Origin of the sequence: Serratia sp. CY47280 (assembly GCF_052168655.1) — a bacterium.
In the GTDB taxonomy this organism is placed as follows: Bacteria; Pseudomonadota; Gammaproteobacteria; order Enterobacterales; family Enterobacteriaceae; genus Serratia; species Serratia bockelmannii.
This window is the reverse complement of record NZ_JBJNMG010000010.1, coordinates 91,903-107,620: the sequence shown is the minus strand read 5'-3', so window position 1 is coordinate 107,620 and position 15,718 is coordinate 91,903. Positions and strand designations below refer to the sequence as shown.

The window sequence follows — 15,718 nt, the reverse complement described above, 5'->3', positions numbered from 1 at the left end:
AATTTTTATGCGAAAGGGCGCAGCATGCTGCGCCCTTGCAGAGTCACGCCAATCGGTTATTTATTCTTTTTCTCGTTCAACGCGCGGATGCGTGAAGACAGAGAGAACAGGCGGATAAAGCCGCCCGCGTGGCTGTGATCGTAAACTTCGTCTTCGCCGAAGGTGGCGAACTCTTCGGAGTACAGGCTGTTGGCGGATTTCTTCTGAGTCGCCGTCACCTGACCTTTGTACAGCTGCAGCACGACTTCGCCGTTCACCTCTTCAGCCAATGCTTCGGCAGAGGCCTGCAGCGAGCGGCGCAGCGGCGCGAACCAACGGCCGTCGTACACCACATAGGACATCTCCAGGCCCAGCTGCTCGCGCCATTTGAAGCTGTCGCGATCCAGCACCAGCTGCTCGACGGCGCGCAGCGCCGCCACCATGATGGTGCCCCCTGGGGTTTCATAACAGCCGCGGGATTTGATGCCCACCAGGCGGTTTTCCACGATGTCGATCCGGCCGACGCCGTGCTTGGCGCCCAGCGCGTTCAGGGTTTCCAGGCACTGGTACGGCGACAGCGCTTTACCGTTAACCGCCACGACGCGGCCTTTCTCAACGGTAACGGTCACCTGCTCAGGCTGATCCGGCGCTTCCTGCGGATCGACGGTCCATACCCAACAATCTTTGTTCGGCGCGTTCCACGGGCTTTCCAGCACGCCGCCTTCGGTGGAGATGTGCCAGGCGTTCTCATCGCGGCTATAGATTTTTTCCAGCGACGCGGTGGTCGGGATGTTGCGCTCTTTCAGGTAATCCAGCAGCGCTTCACGGGAACGCAGGTTCCACTCGCGCCACGGCGCCACCACTTTCAGCTGCGGCGCCAGCGCGGTGTAGGTGGTCTCGAAACGCACCTGGTCGTTGCCTTTGCCGGTCGCGCCGTGGCACAGCGCATCGGCGCCCACTTTCAACGCCAGCTCGACCTGCGCCTTGGCGATGATCGGCCGCGCCATCGAGGTACCCAGCAGGTAGCTGCCCTCGTACAGGGCGCCGGTCTGCAGCACCGGATAAACGTAATCGCGGATAAATTCTTCACGCAGATCGACCACGTGACATTCAGAGGCACCGGACTGCAGGGCTTTTTGCTCCACGCCTTCCAGATCGCTGCGCTCCTGGCCGATGTCCGCCACGAACGCCACCACTTCACAGCCGCCGTAGTTCTCTTTCAGCCATGGAATGATGGCCGAGGTATCCAGGCCGCCGGAGTACGCCAGAACGATTTTTTTGATGCCTTGGTTTTGCATGATCTATTCCTTTCTAATTCTAAAATTAAGCGAGGATCCGGGTGCCAATCGACACGCCGTTAAACAAAGCAGGAAGCTGATCGGCATGGCGCCAGCTGGCGATATCCACCGGGCGGCCGAGGGTGCGGGCGGCGTCGAGCGCCGCATTCACCTTCACCACCATACCATCGGTGATGATGCCTTGCGCGATCAGTTGTTCCGCTTTTTGCGCCGTCATTTCCGCAATGCGTTGCCCCTTGCCGTCGAGGATGCCGCTGACGTCCGACAGCAGGATCAGGTCCGCCCCCAGCGTCGCCGCCAGCGCCGTCGCCGCCTGATCGGCGTTCACGTTCATTAACTGCCCTTCGGCGGTGATGCCGATGGAGCTGATAACCGGCAGGTAGCCGGCGCCCAGCAGGGTATTGAGCAGCGCGGGCGAACCGGGCTGCGCGTTGCCGACGTGGCCCAATGCCGGATCGAGCGGGGTCACGACCGCGCTGCCGCCGTCCGCCAGGCTCAGGCCGACGGCGTTGATTTGATGTTTAATCGCCCACGCCAGCAGCGTTTTGTTGGCGGTGCCGGCCAGCGCGCCGGTGATGATGTCGATCTGATCGGCCGGCGTAACCCGCAGTCCGTTCTTTTTCACCACCGGCAAAGCGAGCTGCTTCATCAGTTCGTCCACCACGCAGCCGCCGCCGTGCACGATCACCAGCGGACGCTGATGCTGCTGGCGGTAGCTGTCCAGCGCGGTAAACAGACGCTCCAGCGCTTCTTCACTGTCTAATAACACGCCACCTAACTTGATAATTAACGGGTTCATTGCTGTTTACTCACGCTGGTTTAAAGGAGTGACTGGGTTTCCGGGAAGCCGAAACGGATATTCAGGCATTGCACCGCCTGCGCCGCCGCGCCTTTCAGCAGGTTGTCTTCCACCGCGACGGCGATCAGATGCTCGCCCTGCACCGCAAAACCGATATCGCAGAACGGCAACCCCACCACCGCTTTCAGCGCCGGCACGCCCTGGTCGTACAACCGCACCAGCGGCTTGTCGTCATAGGCGGCATGATAGGCGGCCGCGACGTCCTGCGCGGTCACGCCGGCTTTCAGGCGGCAGGTGATGGTTTCAAGGATGCCGCGCGGGAAGTTGCCCAGGTGCGGCGTAAAGATAACCGGCACGCCCAGGTGCGCGGCGATCTCCGGCTGGTGCCGGTGAGTGAAAATACCGTACGGCTGCAGGCTCACTTCGCAGAAGCTGGTGGTCATGCTGGCCTTGCGACCGGCGCCGCTAACGCCGCTGGTGGCGTTGATCACCGGCCACTGGTCGAGGTTCAGCAGCTGTTTTTCGATTAACGGTTTCAGCGCCAGCTGCGCCGCCGTCGGGTAACAGCCCGGCACGGCAATCAGCTGCGCCTGTTTGATCTTGTCGCTCTGCCACTCCGCCAGGCCGTACACCGCCTGCTCCAGCAGGGCGCCATGCTGATGCTCGAAACCGTAGTACTGGCTATAAAAACCGGCGTCCTGCACGCGAAAGGCGCCGGACAGATCGAACACCACGCAGCCCGCCGCCAGGAAGGCCGGTGCGATATCGTGGCTGACTTCATGGGCGGTGGCGAGGAACACCACGTCGATGCCCTGCGCCGCCTTGGCAACGTCGGTCAACGGTTGCAGCGGCAGATCGACGATGCCTTTCAACTGGGGATGGAGATCGGAAAGCAACTTTCCTGCATCTGCACTTTGCGCTGAAACCGCTAAAGCGGTTATGTTCATGTGTGGGTGGCGATTCAGGTAAGCCGTGAGCTCCGCTCCGGCGTAACCGCTGGCACCAACGATCAGCGTATTCAACATGTGGCCTTTCACCTTCTAAACTGACGTGCGGTCGCTTGCGACCCAGGTAACAGGGCTAGCCAGCGTTGTTGCGCCGTTCACCCACGGAGCCAGGCGTTGATGCTTTTATAAACATCCGGGTATCGGGTTCCCTTACGCGTCGGCTTACTGTATTTTTATTCAAAATAAATGCATGAATATTGATACTATCCTAACCAAAGGCTGTCAACAGTGAAGATGAAATTACCTCCATTTATTGAGCTGTACCGGGCGTTGATCGCCACTCCGTCAATCAGCGCCACCGATGCCGGCCTCGATCAGAGCAATGAGGCGTTAATCAACTTGCTGGCCGGATGGTTTGCCGACCTGGGCTTTCGCGTCGACGTACAGCCGGTGCCGGAGTCGCGCCACAAATTCAACCTGCTGGCCAGCATCGGCGAAGGCAGCGGTGGCCTGTTGCTGGCCGGCCACACCGATACGGTGCCTTACGACGAAGGCCGCTGGACGCGCGATCCCTTCACCCTGACCGAGCACGACAACAAGCTCTACGGGCTAGGCACCGCCGACATGAAAGGCTTCTTCGCCTTTATTCTGGATGCGGTGCGCGATATCGACGCGAGCAAATTGACCAAGCCGCTGTACATTTTAGCCACCGCAGATGAAGAAACGACGATGGCCGGCGCGCGTTACTTCGCCGCCTCTACCGCCATTCGTCCAGATTTCGCCATCATCGGTGAGCCGACCTCGCTGCAGCCGGTGCGCGCACACAAGGGCCACATGGCCAACGCCATTCGCATCGTCGGCCAGTCCGGCCACTCCAGCGATCCGGCACGCGGCGTCAACGCCATCGATCTGATGCACGAGTCCATCGGCCGCCTGATGGAGCTGCGCAAAACCCTGCAGGAGCGCTACAACAACCCGGCGTTCGCCGTGCCTTATCCCACCATGAACTTCGGCCATATCAGCGGCGGCGACGCGGCCAACCGCATCTGCGCCTGCTGCGAGCTGCACCTGGATATCCGCCCGCTGCCCGGCATGACGCTCGACAACATCAACGAACTGATGCATCAGGCATTGGAGCCGGTGAGCCAACGCTGGCCGGGCCGCCTGAGCATCGAAGAGCTGCACGCGTCGGTACCGGGCTACGAATGCCCGACCGACCACCGCATGGTGGCAGTGATCGAGGAACTGCTGGGCACCCGCACGCAGGTGGTCAACTACTGCACCGAAGCGCCGTTCGTTCAGCAGGTCTGCCCGACGTTGGTGCTCGGCCCCGGTTCCATCGATCAGGCCCACCAGCCGGACGAATACATCGACACCGCGTTTATCGAACCGACGCGCAAACTGTTGGGCCAGCTGATCAATCACTTTTGCCAGCAATAAACCAGACATTTAGCAGGGGAAATGCTTTATGCTTCCCCTAACTCAAAATAAGTAGAATGCAGCGAAATAAGCCACGCTGATAACCCACGCGGCGTAATTAAATTTCAGAAAATGCGCCGATTTTGATGTTTTTTTGCTAAAAATAGTGTCAATTGACGATTGGACAGGAACGCGATGTGATCAGGCAGGCGGTCTGCGCCTGACGCGTGAAATTTATTTACAAGATAAAAATCATACAGAACTGGGTCAGGGGTTATATGAACGAACAATATTCGGCAATGCGCAGTAATGTCAGTATGCTCGGCAAATTGCTCGGCGATACCATCAAAGAAGCGCTGGGCGAGCATATTCTCGATCGCGTTGAGACCATCCGTAAGCTTTCCAAATCCTCACGCGCCGGCAACGAAGCGCATCGCCAGGAGCTGCTCTCCACCCTGCAGAACCTGTCCAACGACGAGCTGCTGCCGGTGGCGCGCGCCTTCAGCCAGTTCCTCAACCTGACCAACGTCGCCGAGCAGTACCACAGCATTTCGCCCAACGGCGAAGCCGCCAGCAATCCGGAAGCGCTGGCTCAACTGTTCAGCCGCCTCAAAGACAAAAAGCTCAGCGACAAAGAGCTGCAGCACGCGGTGTCGCAACTCTCCATCGAGCTGGTGCTGACGGCGCACCCGACGGAGATCACCCGCCGCACCCTGATCCACAAGCTGGTGGAGGTCAACACCTGCCTCAGCCAGCTCGATCACAACGATCTGGCCGACTACGAGCGCAACAAGATCATGCGCCGCCTGCGTCAGCTGGTAGCCCAGTCGTGGCACACCGATGAAATTCGCAAACACCGCCCTTCTCCGATCGACGAAGCCAAATGGGGTTTTGCCGTCGTGGAAAACAGCCTGTGGGAAGGCGTGCCGGCGTTCCTGCGCGAATTCAACGAACAGCTGGAAAACTCCATCGATTACAGCCTGCCGGTAGAAGCGGTGCCGGTGCGCTTCACTTCCTGGATGGGCGGCGATCGCGACGGCAACCCGAACGTCACCGCCGAAATTACCCGCCATGTGCTGCTGCTCAGCCGCTGGAAAGCCTGCGACCTGTTCACCCGCGATATTCAGGTACTGGTCTCCGAGCTGTCGATGACCGAGTGCACCCCGGAGCTGCGCGCCCGCGCCGGCGGTGACGAAGTGCAGGAACCGTACCGCGAAATCATGAAGCAGCTGCGCAGCCAGCTGATGAGCTCCCAGGCCTATCTGGAAGGTCGCCTGAAGGGCGAGCGCGTGCTGAAACCGCACGACCTGCTGGTGAACAACGAGCAGCTGTGGGAGCCGCTGTATGCCTGCTACCAGTCGCTGCAGGCCTGCGGCATGGGCATCATCGCCAATGGTCAACTGCTGGATACCCTGCGCCGCGTGCGCTGCTTCGGCGTGCCGCTGGTGCGTATCGACGTGCGCCAGGAAAGCACCCGCCATACCGAAGCCATCGCCGAGCTGACCCGCTATCTGGGGCTGGGCGATTATGAAAGCTGGTCGGAAGCCGATAAGCAGGCGTTCCTGATCCGCGAACTGAACTCCAAACGCCCGCTGGTGCCGCTGAAATGGCAACCGAGCGCCGATACGCAGGAAGTGCTGGAAACCTGCCGGGTGATCGCCGAAGCGCCGCAGGGTTCGATCGCCGCCTACGTGATTTCGATGGCGCGCACGCCTTCCGACGTGTTGGCGGTGCACCTGCTGCTGAAAGAGGCCGGCTGCCCGTTCGCGCTGCCGGTCGCCCCGCTGTTCGAAACCCTCGACGACCTGAACAACGCCGACGACGTGATGACCCAGTTGCTGAACATCGACTGGTATCGCGGCTTCATCCAGGGCAAACAGATGGTGATGATCGGCTATTCCGACTCGGCGAAAGACGCCGGTGTGATGGCCGCTTCCTGGGCGCAGTACCGCGCGCAGGACGCGCTGATCAAAACCTGTGAAAAGGCTGGCGTAGCGCTGACGCTGTTCCACGGCCGCGGCGGCTCCATCGGCCGCGGCGGCGCACCAGCGCATGCGGCGCTGCTGTCTCAGCCGCCGGGCAGCTTGAAGGGCGGCCTGCGCGTCACCGAACAGGGCGAGATGATCCGCTTCAAGTTCGGCCTGCCGGAAGTCACCATCAGCAGCCTGGCGCTGTATGCCGGCGCGATCCTCGAGGCCAACCTGCTGCCGCCGCCGGAACCGAAGAAAGAATGGCGGGCGCTGATGGACGATCTGTCCGAGACCTCTTGCCGGATGTATCGCGGCTACGTGCGTGAAAACCCGGACTTTGTGCCTTACTTCCGCGCGGCCACGCCGGAGCTGGAGCTGGGCAAACTGCCGCTGGGTTCACGCCCGGCCAAGCGCAAGCCGAACGGCGGCGTAGAGAGCCTGCGCGCCATTCCGTGGATCTTCGCCTGGACGCAGAACCGCCTGATGCTGCCGGCCTGGCTCGGCGCCGGCGCCGGATTGCAGGAAGCGGTGAAAGCCGGCAAACAGGCGGAGCTGGAAGCGATGTGTCGCGACTGGCCGTTCTTCTCCACCCGTATCGCCATGCTGGAAATGGTGTTCGCCAAAGCCGACCTGTGGCTGGCGGAATACTACGATCAGCGCCTGGTGGATAAAGCACTGTGGCCGCTGGGTCAACAGCTGCGCGATCAGCTGGAAAGCGACATCAAGGTGGTGCTGACCATCGCCAACGATGCGCACCTGATGGAAGACCTGCCGTGGATCGCTGAATCCATCGCGCTGCGCAACGTTTACACCGACCCGCTGAACGTCTTGCAGGCCGAATTGCTGCACCGCTCGCGCCAGCAGGAACAGCCGGACGCCCGCGTCGAGCAGGCGCTGATGGTTACCATCGCCGGCGTCGCCGCCGGGATGCGCAACACCGGCTAGTGAGCCTCATCGCGGCCCCGTTTATCGGGGCCGTTTTTTTATGCCTTTCCCCCACAAAAAAAGGGCGCCGCGGTAAAGCGACGCCCTTTTCAATGGAACAAGCCTGTCAGGCGGCGGCCACCGGGCGCACGCCCAGCGTGTGGCAGATCGCGTAGCTCATCTCTGCACGGTTCAGCGTATAGAAGTGGAAATCTTTCACCCCTTCGCGGCTCAGGATCTTCACCATGTCCATGGCGATGTTGGCGCCGACCATTTTGCGGGTCTCCGCATCGTCGTCCAGCCCTTCGAACATGCTGGTCATCCAGCTTGGCACCCGCACGTTGGTCATGGTGGCGAAGCGCTGCAGCTGCTTGAAGTTGGACACCGGCAGAATGCCCGGCACGATTTCCACGTCGATGCCGGCGGCAACGCAGCGGTCGCGAAAGCGCAGGTAGCTCTCAACGTCGAAGAAGAACTGGGTAATGGCGCGACTGGCGCCGGCATCGATCTTGCGTTTCAGGTTAATCAAATCGGCCTGGGCGCTTTTCGCCTCCGGGTGCACTTCCGGGTAGGCGGCGACGGAAATGTCGAAGTCACCCACGTCTTTCAGCAACGCCACCAGATCGGTCGCGTACATGTCCGGCTTGCCGCCGCCCGGCGGCAGATCGCCGCGCAGCGCCACGATATGGCGGATGCCGCTGTTCCAGTAATCGGTCGCAATGTCGCGCAGCTGCGCCGGGCTGGCGTCGATGCAGGTCAGGTGCGGCGCCGCCTCCAGGCCGGTGCGCTCCTTGATCCCCTTGATGATGCTGTGGGTGCGATCGCGCTCGCCGGAATTGGCGCCGTAGGTGACGGAAACGAATTTAGGTTTGAGGATGCTCAGACGATCGATCGACTGCCACAGGGTCTCTTCCATCTCGCTGGTGCGTGGCGGGAAGAACTCGAATGATACGTTAATCTGGCCGTTCAACTCCGCCAGACTCTGATTCAGCGCTTCCCGCTGGTTTGCGTGGAAAAAACTCATACCCTGCTCACCTCTTTATCGATCACTGTTTTTATTTCATCTTGATGAGCGTCTATACGTTTAGACGTCTAGATAGAAAATGCCGCATGTTGGCTAAAGAGTCAACAGGAAAATGAGGGGAATAAGATGATTAATCCTCACCCGCTCAACGAGGGAATTTCATGATCGCGGCAAAGATAAGTATGGCAGGAAAAGCAAAGGGGCGCGTTGAGCCCGCGCCCGCAGAGGATTAAAGCAGCTGCGCCAAACGGTTAAGGTCTGACTGGATAGCGCCGGCGGTCACATCGCGGCCGGCGCCCGGCCCGCGGATCACCAGCGGATTATCGCGATACCAGCGGCTTTCGATGGCAAACACGTTGTCGCACGGCAGCAGCGAGGCCAGCGGGTGCTCAGGGCGCACCGCCTCCACGCCGACCCGCGCCTTGCCGTTGGCGTCGAAACGCGCCACGTGGCGCAGCACCAGGCCCATTTCGCTGGCGGCCTCAAAGCGCTGCTGCATCTGCTGATTCAGCGCCTCACCGTTCTCGAAGAACTGATCGACGGAGCCCAGCTCGCAGCCCGCCGGCACCAGCGACTCGACCCGCACCTGGTTCGGTTCGATGTCGTAGCCCGCCTCGCGCGCCAGGATCACCAGCTTGCGCATCACGTCCTGGCCGGAGAGATCGACCCGCGGATCCGGTTCGGTCAGCCCCTGCTGCCAGGCCTGATCCACCAGCTCGGTGAACGGCACCGTGCCGTCATATTGCAGGAACAGCCAGGAAAGCGTGCCGGAGAAGATGCCGCTGATCGCCAGAATGCTGTCGCCGCTGTCGCGCAGATCGCGCACCGTATGGTTGACCGGCAGCCCGGCGCCGACGGTGGCGTTATACAGCCAGTGGCGGCCGGTTTTGGCGAAGGCGTCGCGTATTTGGCGATAGCTGTCGCTGCACGAGGCCCCCGCCAACTTGTTGGCGCTGATCACGTGAAAACCGTAGCTGGCGAAATCCAGATACTGCCCGGCCAGCTCTTCACTGGCGGTCACGTCGAGCACCACCAGATCGTCGAACGGGTGCGCGCGCATCCACAGGAACAGCGATTCTTCATCCAGCTCCTGCGCTTCGTCCTCAAAGAATGCCAGCGCGCGGCTGGCGTCCAGCCCGTCATAGTTCAGCAGGCTGCGGCGGCTGTCCACCACCCCCGCCAGGATAAATTCGAAGCCGCTGCGCGCGGAGATATTGGTCTGTTCACGGGCGAACAGCTCCAGCCAGCGCGACCCGATGTTGCCCTTGCCGAACAGCACCAGACCGATGCGCTTCTCGGCGCGGAACAGGCTTTGGTGCAGCCCCTGAATCAGCAGCGCGGTCGGCCCCTGGCGCAATACCGCCACCAGGCTGATGCCATCTTCCGCCTGCCAGATAAATTCGACCGGCTGATCTTTCAGTTGCTGATAGAAACGGTGGCTGTGCAGCGGGTTCTTGCATACCCCGGCGCCGACCATCGCCACCAGCGCCAACCCTTCACGCAGATGCAGTTCACCCGGCAGCGCCGAGGCCTGCAGGATCGCCAGTGCGCTGTTGACCACCTCGGAGGTGTAGCACAGCTGCACCCGATTGCGGTCAGGATGGATGCCCACCGCCAGCGGTTTGATCTGCGCGCGTTTGAGCACCAGATCCAACTCTTTCTGCGCCAGTTTGAAGTCATGCTGAGCGGCGACGTGCAGCTCAATCAGGCACACGTCATCGTGGCTGGTGACAATCTTGGCGCCGGTGCCGGACGCCAATACGCGCTCGATGCGCGTCGAGCCCTGCTCCGGCTGGTAGCTGCAGCGCAGCTGAAGATCGATATCGCTGCCGGAGACCGGCTGCAGGGTACGGGTGTGCAACACCGGCGCAGCCAGACGCGCCAGCTCGCTGGCTTCGTCCAGGCGCAGCAGCGGCAGCAGGCAGGCGTCTTTCACCTTGCGCGGATCGGCGCTGTAAACCCCGGCCACGTCGCTCCAGATGGTGACGCGCGCAGCGCCGGCCAACGCGCCGACCTGAGTGGCAGAGTAATCACTGCCATTGCGCCCCAACAGCACGGTTTCCCCGGCGTCGTTGCGCGAAATGAAGCCGGTCACCACCAGGCGCTTGCCCGGATGTTGAGCCAACAATTGCTGCAGCAGCGGATAAGAACGGCCTTCATCCACCTGCGGCTGCGCGGCGCGTTCGGCGCGCAGGAAATCACGCGCATCCAGCCAGGCCGCCTGCATATCCAGGTGGTTGAGCACCGCCGCCATCAGGCGCGCCGACCAGATCTCGCCGTGCCCGACCACTTCGGCATAGCACACCTCGTCAGCTTTACCGTCCAGCAGCACCGCCAGACGTTCCAGATCCTGAATGAACTCGGCGATCAGCGGCTCGGCGCTTTCCGGCGGCAACAGGCCGCTGATAAGATCGCTGTGATAACGACGCAACGTCTGCTGCACCTGGTGCGCAGACAGGCGATCGCTCTGGCTGAGCTTCAGCCAGTTGATCAACTGGTTGGTGGTACTGCCGGCGGCCGATACCACCATCATGTCGCCCGGCTGGCTGTATTCCGCCATAATCCCGGCCACACGCAGATAACACTTCACATCCGCCAGACTGCTGCCGCCAAACTTGTGCAGTTGACGCCCGCTCACCGGCCCTGCTACAGCAATTGCATTCATGCTTACCTCGTTGCCGCCGCCTGGAAAGCGCGTTCCAGATCGGCAATCAAATCTTCACTGTCTTCAATACCCACGGAAATGCGCAGCAGGCTCTCGGAGATGCCGGCCGCTGCCCGCGCCTCCGCCGCCATGCCGGCGTGGGTCATGGTCGCTGCATGCGAGATCAGGCTTTCTACGCCGCCCAGCGATTCTGCCAGAGTAAACAGCTCAAGGGCAGAGAGAAAACGGCGCAGCACCGCTTCATCGCCGTCCAGTTCAAAACTCAGCATCGCGCCGAAACCACGCTGCTGCCGGCGGGCGATCTCATGCCCCGGATTTTCCGGCAGGGAGGGATGATACAGCTTTTTCACCAGCGGTTGCTGCTGTAAATAACCGACAATCGCTTCGGCGTTTTGCTGCGCCGCCTTGATGCGCGGCGACAGCGTGCGCATGCCGCGCAGCAGCAGATAGCTGTCGAACGCACCGCCGGTTACACCGATATTGTTCGCCCACCAAGCCAATTCGACCGCCAGCTCGGGATCTTTGGCAATCACCGCGCCGGCCACCACGTCCGAATGCCCATTCAGGTATTTGGTGCAAGAATGGACCACCAGATCGGCACCGAGTTCGATCGGCTGTTGCAGGGCCGGGCTGAGGAAGGTGTTGTCCACCACCGTCAACGCGCCCGCCGCGTGCGCGGCCGCGCAGATCGCCGCGATATCCACCACCCGCAGCAGCGGATTGCTGGGGCTTTCAATCAGCACCAGCTTCGGCTTTTGTGCCAGCGCCTGCTGCAAGGCTTCTTCATTACCCTGATCGACGAACAGCACGCGATAGGCGCCGCGCTTGCTCAGGCTGTCGAACAACCGATAGCTGCCGCCGTAGCAGTCGTGCGGCGCCACCAGCAGATCGCCGGGCTTCAGCAGCACAGTGGTCACCAGATGGATCGCCGACATCCCGCTGCCGGTCATCACCGCGCCGGCGCCGCCTTCCAGCTCCGCCAACGCACGTTGCACCACGTCGCGCGTCGGGTTGCCGCGGCGCGAGTAGTCATGGGCTCGGGGTTGGTTGAAGTCGGTAAAGTTATAGGTGCTGGACAGATGAATCGGCGGGACGACGCAGCCGTACTGTTCGTCATCGTTCAGGCCGCTGCGTACGGCAATCGTGGCTGGTTTACGCGTCATGGTCTCGCTCGGCTCTCGGTTCGGTGAATGAGGCCTAAAGAGTAATCGCAGGATTGATAGACGTCAATACATCTGGACATCTAAACTTCTTTGCGTATAGATTGAGCAATGACACAATACCCGCTAAAATTATGCCGATATGACATGACGATAAGATGTTAAACGGCAATGCCTGACCGAAGCGGGGCATTCAGTGACCCTGGTCGCGTAAAATTGACATTTATTTAGTGAGAACAGTGAAGATCGGGCATAATTGGCCGGTTTTTAGAATTTTGTAATTTTTCTGACAAAGTTAAGGTGTCCCATGGCTGAGTGGAACGGCGAGTATGTCAGCCCTTACGCTGAACACGGTAAAAAAAGCGAGCAAGTCAAAAAGATCACGGTATCCATTCCGCTGAAGGTCCTGAAAATCCTCACCGACGAACGGACCCGTCGCCAGGTGAACAACCTGCGCCACGCCACCAACAGCGAACTGCTGTGCGAAGCGTTTCTGCATGCCTTTACCGGCCAGCCGCTGCCGAACGATGAAGACCTGCGCAAAGAGCGCAGCGATGAAATCCCGGAAGCCGCAAAAGTGTTGATGCGCGAACTGGGTGTCGATCCCGATACCTGGGAATATTGAGAACCGCCCGGCGAACGCCGGCGGCAGAAACGAAAAAAGGCGCCCAAGGCGCCTTTTTCATCGGACGATAAGAAATCTTATTTCTTAGCGCCTGGTACGCTGAAACGCTTGTTGAAGCGGTCAACGCGGCCACCGGTAGCAACGTCACGCTGCTTGCCAGTGTAGAACGGGTGGCATGCGCCACAAACGTCCAGGTTCAGATCGTGGCCCACGGTGGAGCGGATCTTCATCACGTTACCGCAAGAGCAGTTAGCAGTAACTTCTTCGTATTTTGGGTGGATACCTTGTTTCATGGGAAACCTCAGTTAAGGCCGTGTCGCTATCCAGCCCTATTTCGCCAGACACCACACGTGGTTGATAATAGAATTTTGGTATCGAATTATACCAAAGGCGGCAAATTATACAGCATTAGCCGAGGCGCGCAATCGGAACCGTACATTTGCCGATGCGCCGTGTAAACTGATGCCCACTTTTTTTCAATTTGGATGAGATCATGCCCGTCGTACACGTTGCCTTGCCGGTCCCCCTCGCCCGCACCTTCGACTATCTGCTGCCGCCCGGCATGCAGCCGGTGGCCGGCGCGCGCGTGGGCGTGCCCTGGGGCAGGCAGCATGCGATCGGCATCGTCACCGGCTGCAGCGACACCAGCGAACTGCCGCTGGACAAGCTCAAACCGATCGACAGCGTGATAGACGCCGAGTCGCTGTTCTCCCCCAGCCTGTGGCGCATCCTGCGCTGGGCCAGCGATTACTATCACTACCCCATCGGCGAGGTGCTGTTCCATGCGCTGCCGATCCTGCTGCGGCAAGGCAAACCGGCCGAGGCCGCACCGCTGTGGCAATGGTTCGCCACCGAAGAGGGGCGTGCCACCCCGCCCGAAAGCCTGAAACGCGCGCCGAAACAGCAGCAGGCGCTGGCGGCGCTGCTGCAACGCCCGGTCTATCGCCACCAGGTCAGCCAGCTGGAGCTGACGGAAAGCGCCCTGCAGGCACTGCGCGCCAAAGGGCTGATCGATCTGCGCGCTCAGGTCGCGGATACGCACGACTGGCGCCCCAACTTCGCGGTGCTCGGCGAGCGGCTGCGGCTGAACACCGAACAGGCTACCGCCGTCGGGGCGATCAGAAGCGAGGATGAGCAGTTCGCCGCCTGGCTGCTGGCCGGGGTGACCGGCTCCGGCAAGACCGAGGTGTACCTCAGCGTGCTGGAAAACGTACTGGCCAAAGGCCGACAGGCGCTGGTGCTGGTGCCGGAAATCGGCCTGACGCCGCAAACCATCGCCCGCTTTCGCGAGCGCTTCAACGCGCCGGTGGACGTGCTGCACTCCGGGTTGAACGACAGCGAGCGGCTGGCGGTTTGGCTGCGCGCGCGCAGCGGCGAAGCCGCCATCGTCATCGGTACCCGTTCGGCGCTGTTCACGCCATTCCGGCAGCTGGGCGTGATCATCATCGACGAAGAGCACGACAGCTCTTATAAACAGCAGGAAGGCTGGCGCTACCACGCCCGCGATCTGGCGGTGTTCCGCGCCCGGGAAGAAGACATCCCGATGGTGATGGGCTCCGCCACGCCGGCACTGGAAACGCTGCACAACGTGCAACTGGGCAAATATCGCCAGTTGAAGCTCACCCAGCGCGCGGGCAACGCCAAACCGGCGGCGCAGCACCTGATCGATCTGAAAGGGCTGCCGCTGAAGGTCGGCCTGTCGCAACCGCTTTTGAAAAGCATGCAGCACCATTTAAAAGCCGGCAACCAGGTGATGCTGTTCCTCAACCGCCGCGGTTACGCCCCGGCGCTGCTGTGCCACGAGTGCGGTTGGATCGCCGAGTGCCAGCGCTGCGATCACTACTACACCTTCCACCAGCATCAGCGTCAGCTGCGCTGCCACCACTGCGACAGCCAGCGACCGGTGCCGCACCAGTGCCCACAGTGCGGCTCCACCCATCTGGTGTCGGTCGGCGTCGGCACCGAACAGCTGGAGCATGAGCTGGCGCCGCTGTTCCCCGACACGCCGATCACCCGCATCGATCGTGACACCACCAGCCGCAAAGGATCGCTGGAGCAACACCTGGCGGATATTCATCGCGGCGAAGCGCGCATTCTGATCGGCACACAGATGCTCGCCAAAGGCCACCATTTTCCCGACGTCACGCTGGTGGCGTTGCTGGACGTGGACGGCGCGCTGTTCTCCGCCGACTTCCGCTCCGCCGAGCGTTTCGCTCAGCTGTATACCCAGGTCTCCGGGCGTGCCGGCCGCGCGGGCAAACAGGGTGAAGTGCTGCTGCAAACCCACCATCCGGAGCACCCGCTGCTGCAGGTGCTGCTGCAACAGGGTTACGACGCCTTCGCCAAACAGACGCTGGCGGAGCGCAACAGCGTGTTTCTGCCGCCTTACACCAGCCACATCATCGTGCGCGCCGAAGATCACGACAACCAGCAGGCCCCGTTGTTCTTGCAGCAGCTGCGCAATCTGTTGGAAGCCAGCCCGCTGAAGGACGACTCGCTGTGGGTGATGGGCCCGGTGCCGGCGCTGCAGTCGAAACGCGGCGGCCGTTTCCGCTGGCAGCTGTTGCTGCAACATCCGACGCGGCGCGTCCTGCAACAGCTGATGAAAAGCTCGCTGCCGCTGATCGGCACTCTGCCGCAAACGCGCAAGGTGAAATGGACGCTGGATGTCGATCCGATCGACAGCTGATCCCGGAAAAGTCCGATTTAGCTGCGGCAGTGCAAACGTTTACCCTTGAAATTGCGAGCGAACGCTAAAAAACCTTCTCAGGTCACATTTTTTATGCAAATTAGGTAACAAAGGCGGGGCGTATTCTGTTTAGAATGTCTGCGAGGGCAAATTTTGTCGCCACATCGCAGCGCGACGGAGTGCCCGAACGCGAGTGGCGCTCAATGACAACAATCCCGC

The 15,718-nt window shown here is 61.1% G+C and carries 11 protein-coding genes; 4 read left to right on the top strand and 7 right to left on the bottom strand.

Annotated features, from left to right (window positions below):
* Window positions 1–56: 56 nt before the first annotated feature.
* Genes ACJ8J4_RS24210 through argC form a run of 3 tightly spaced genes read right to left on the bottom strand, consistent with a single transcriptional unit; the run spans window position 57 to window position 3,101 of the window.
* Window positions 57–1,277: an argininosuccinate synthase gene (locus tag ACJ8J4_RS24210; protein WP_019452247.1), complete on the bottom strand. Its 1,221-nt coding sequence runs from the start codon at window positions 1,275–1,277 to the stop codon at window positions 57–59.
* A gap of 25 nt (window positions 1,278–1,302) precedes the next feature.
* Entirely contained in the window at window positions 1,303–2,076 is a 774-nt protein-coding gene (gene argB, locus ACJ8J4_RS24205; RefSeq protein WP_016929723.1) for an acetylglutamate kinase, read from the bottom strand.
* A 20-nt stretch (window positions 2,077–2,096) separates the two neighbouring features.
* Window positions 2,097–3,101, bottom strand: a complete 1,005-nt coding sequence (argC, locus tag ACJ8J4_RS24200) for an N-acetyl-gamma-glutamyl-phosphate reductase (RefSeq protein WP_025304655.1) — start codon at window positions 3,099–3,101, stop codon at window positions 2,097–2,099.
* 216 nt (window positions 3,102–3,317) lie between these two features.
* Between argC and argE the strand changes: the two genes are divergently transcribed.
* Window positions 3,318–4,463, top strand: a complete 1,146-nt coding sequence (gene argE / locus ACJ8J4_RS24195; RefSeq protein WP_197836510.1) for an acetylornithine deacetylase — start codon at window positions 3,318–3,320, stop codon at window positions 4,461–4,463.
* A 257-nt stretch (window positions 4,464–4,720) separates the two neighbouring features.
* Window positions 4,721–7,357 carry a phosphoenolpyruvate carboxylase gene (ppc, locus tag ACJ8J4_RS24190; RefSeq protein WP_025304657.1) on the top strand — a complete coding sequence of 879 codons (2,637 nt, stop codon included), beginning with the start codon at window positions 4,721–4,723 and terminating at the stop codon, window positions 7,355–7,357.
* A gap of 106 nt (window positions 7,358–7,463) precedes the next feature.
* Here the strand turns inward: ppc and metF are convergent, their stop codons facing one another.
* The 3 genes from metF to metB form a co-directional block, all read right to left on the bottom strand.
* A complete protein-coding gene (metF, locus tag ACJ8J4_RS24185; protein ID WP_004931071.1) occupies window positions 7,464–8,360 on the bottom strand; it encodes a methylenetetrahydrofolate reductase in 897 nt (298 codons plus the stop codon).
* Window positions 8,361–8,589: 229 nt separating this feature from the next.
* Window positions 8,590–11,025, bottom strand: a complete 2,436-nt coding sequence (locus ACJ8J4_RS24180; RefSeq protein ID WP_043140969.1) for a bifunctional aspartate kinase/homoserine dehydrogenase II — start codon at window positions 11,023–11,025, stop codon at window positions 8,590–8,592.
* A 2-nt stretch (window positions 11,026–11,027) separates the two neighbouring features.
* Complete coding sequence (gene metB / locus ACJ8J4_RS24175) at window positions 11,028–12,188, bottom strand: cystathionine gamma-synthase (protein ID WP_060448501.1); 1,161 nt, start codon at window positions 12,186–12,188, stop codon at window positions 11,028–11,030.
* Window positions 12,189–12,492: 304 nt separating this feature from the next.
* Between metB and metJ the strand changes: the two genes are divergently transcribed.
* Window positions 12,493–12,810 carry a met regulon transcriptional regulator MetJ gene (gene metJ, locus ACJ8J4_RS24170; RefSeq protein WP_006317756.1) on the top strand — a complete coding sequence of 106 codons (318 nt, stop codon included), beginning with the start codon at window positions 12,493–12,495 and terminating at the stop codon, window positions 12,808–12,810.
* Window positions 12,811–12,887: 77 nt separating this feature from the next.
* Here the strand turns inward: metJ and rpmE are convergent, their stop codons facing one another.
* Window positions 12,888–13,103, bottom strand: a complete 216-nt coding sequence (rpmE, locus tag ACJ8J4_RS24165) for a 50S ribosomal protein L31 (protein ID WP_004931078.1) — start codon at window positions 13,101–13,103, stop codon at window positions 12,888–12,890.
* A gap of 200 nt (window positions 13,104–13,303) precedes the next feature.
* On the opposite strand from rpmE, the gene priA reads away from it, so the two are divergent.
* Window positions 13,304–15,499: a primosomal protein N' gene (gene priA / locus ACJ8J4_RS24160; RefSeq protein ID WP_049205326.1), complete on the top strand. Its 2,196-nt coding sequence runs from the start codon at window positions 13,304–13,306 to the stop codon at window positions 15,497–15,499.
* Window positions 15,500–15,718 lie beyond the last annotated feature (219 nt).

Bases quoted from the DNA above. Each gene is read 5' to 3' on its own strand.
- ACJ8J4_RS24180 (WP_043140969.1), bottom strand. From the start codon at position 11,025: ATGAATGCAATTGCTGTAGCAGGGCCGGTGAGCGGGCGTCAACTGCAC.
- priA (WP_049205326.1), top strand. From the start codon at position 13,304: ATGCCCGTCGTACACGTTGCCTTGCCGGTCCCCCTCGCCCGCACCTTC.
- metF (WP_004931071.1), bottom strand. From the start codon at position 8,360: ATGAGTTTTTTCCACGCAAACCAGCGGGAAGCGCTGAATCAGAGTCTG.
- metJ (WP_006317756.1), top strand. From the start codon at position 12,493: ATGGCTGAGTGGAACGGCGAGTATGTCAGCCCTTACGCTGAACACGGT.
- argC (WP_025304655.1), bottom strand. From the start codon at position 3,101: ATGTTGAATACGCTGATCGTTGGTGCCAGCGGTTACGCCGGAGCGGAG.
- metB (WP_060448501.1), bottom strand. From the start codon at position 12,188: ATGACGCGTAAACCAGCCACGATTGCCGTACGCAGCGGCCTGAACGAT.
- ppc (WP_025304657.1), top strand. From the start codon at position 4,721: ATGAACGAACAATATTCGGCAATGCGCAGTAATGTCAGTATGCTCGGC.
- rpmE (WP_004931078.1), bottom strand. From the start codon at position 13,103: ATGAAACAAGGTATCCACCCAAAATACGAAGAAGTTACTGCTAACTGC.
- argB (WP_016929723.1), bottom strand. From the start codon at position 2,076: ATGAACCCGTTAATTATCAAGTTAGGTGGCGTGTTATTAGACAGTGAA.
- argE (WP_197836510.1), top strand. From the start codon at position 3,318: ATGAAATTACCTCCATTTATTGAGCTGTACCGGGCGTTGATCGCCACT.
- ACJ8J4_RS24210 (WP_019452247.1), bottom strand. From the start codon at position 1,277: ATGCAAAACCAAGGCATCAAAAAAATCGTTCTGGCGTACTCCGGCGGC.